A 1552-nucleotide genomic window follows, 5' to 3' on the forward strand; every position below is an offset into this window, starting at 1 on the left:
CCAATCTATGTGCTTGATCAATTAAGTGATGAAAAAAATAAAGACAGTCAGTGGATTGATGAAATTGCCTTGAATGAGGGGATGCGTCGACTTAATGAACGAGAAAAAATGATACTTAAAAAGAGGTTCTTCCAAGGAAAAACCCAAATGGAAGTGGCTGATGAAATTGGAATTTCTCAGGCGCAGGTTTCGAGATTAGAAAAAGCTGCGATTCGTCAGATGAATAAAAATATCCAGCATTGATAAAGGGGAAGGCATCCATATGGATGCCTTTTTTATGTTCTTTATTATTGATACTCTTCTGTGTTCGTAATTATGAAAGTTTTTGTAAAACCCTCATGTTATTGCCTATCTGTCATATCATTTAAGTAACAAGGAATGGAAGAGGGATTTTAAAAGGGTTTATGGTACACTAGAAAAAAACAGTGAGGTAGGTACTATGAAAGAACCATTTATTAAAAAAGAAAATCAATACCTTGTATTGGATAGTTGGACAAAACTAGATCCGCGATTAATTGCCGGAGTTACGACAAAAAACGGCGGCATAAGTATAGGTGACTTTCAACAGCTTAACACAGCATTTCATGTAAATGATGCTGAATCGGTTGTTGTAGAAAATCGAGAGATAGTATCAAAAAAACTTGAAATACCGCTTACAGATTGGGTGGGGGCAGAACAGACACATGAAACACATATTGAAAAGATTACCAGCCTGCATAGGGGGTCTGGGTCAAGTGACTATGAGTCAGCCTTGAAGGCTACGGATGGCATGTATACCGATAAACGTCAGCTGTTATTAACGCTCTGCTTTGCTGACTGTGTACCCCTATATTTCTATGCACCAAAGGGTGGAATGATTGGTACAGCACATGCAGGGTGGAAAGGAACAGTTGCTGGAATAGGTTCGAAAATGGTGGGATTATGGAAAAAAGAAGGGATTGATCCAAAGCAAATATATGCTGTGATTGGGCCGTCAATCTGCAGGAATTGTTATGTCGTAGACGACAAAGTTATTAATCTGGTGCAGAAATTGCTGGAAGAAACTGACGAAAAGCCATATAATTTAATTAGTGAGGGACAATACCAATTAGACTTAAAACAACTTAATGCTCAAATTCTAGAAAAATCTGGTGTTCCAAAGAATAATATTGAGATTTCAGCCTTATGTACAAGCTGTGAATCGGATTTGTTTTTTTCACATCGTCGTGATTCTGGAAAAACAGGCCGGATCTTAAGCTTTATCGGCTGGAAGGAGGATTAATTACAACAGTGAAGGTTACAGAAAATTTACAGCGCATAGAAGAAAATATCCTGCAGGCCTGTCAGAGAAGCGGCAGGAACCGTCAAGAAGTAAAATTAATTGCTGTGACTAAGTATGTGTCGATTGAACGTGCTTCTGAAGCACTGAAGGCAGGAATTTTCGACTTAGGTGAAAACAGGGATGAAGGATTACTTGCGAAATTCGAGGTATTGAAGGACAAGCCTGTATGGCATTATATAGGGTCGCTCCAGACGAGAAAAGTGCGAAATATTATAGATAAAGTAACATATA

Annotated in this window: 3 protein-coding genes; all 3 read left to right on the forward strand. The window is 38.3% G+C overall.

Annotated features, from left to right (window positions below):
• Positions 1 to 243: sigma-70 family RNA polymerase sigma factor (locus AC52RT_RS03420; RefSeq protein WP_495539455.1), on the forward strand; the 243-nt coding region annotated here is incomplete at its 5' end.
• A 196-nt stretch (positions 244 to 439) separates the two neighbouring features.
• On the forward strand, positions 440 to 1261 hold the full coding sequence (gene pgeF, locus AC52RT_RS03425) for a peptidoglycan editing factor PgeF (RefSeq protein WP_495539456.1): 822 nt from the start codon (positions 440 to 442) through the stop codon (positions 1259 to 1261).
• A gap of 8 nt (positions 1262 to 1269) precedes the next feature.
• A partial coding sequence (locus AC52RT_RS03430; RefSeq protein ID WP_495539457.1) for a type III PLP-dependent enzyme domain-containing protein occupies positions 1270 to 1552 on the forward strand: 283 nt, incomplete at its 3' end.

The sequence above is a fragment of the Peribacillus sp. genome (genome assembly GCF_059453735.1).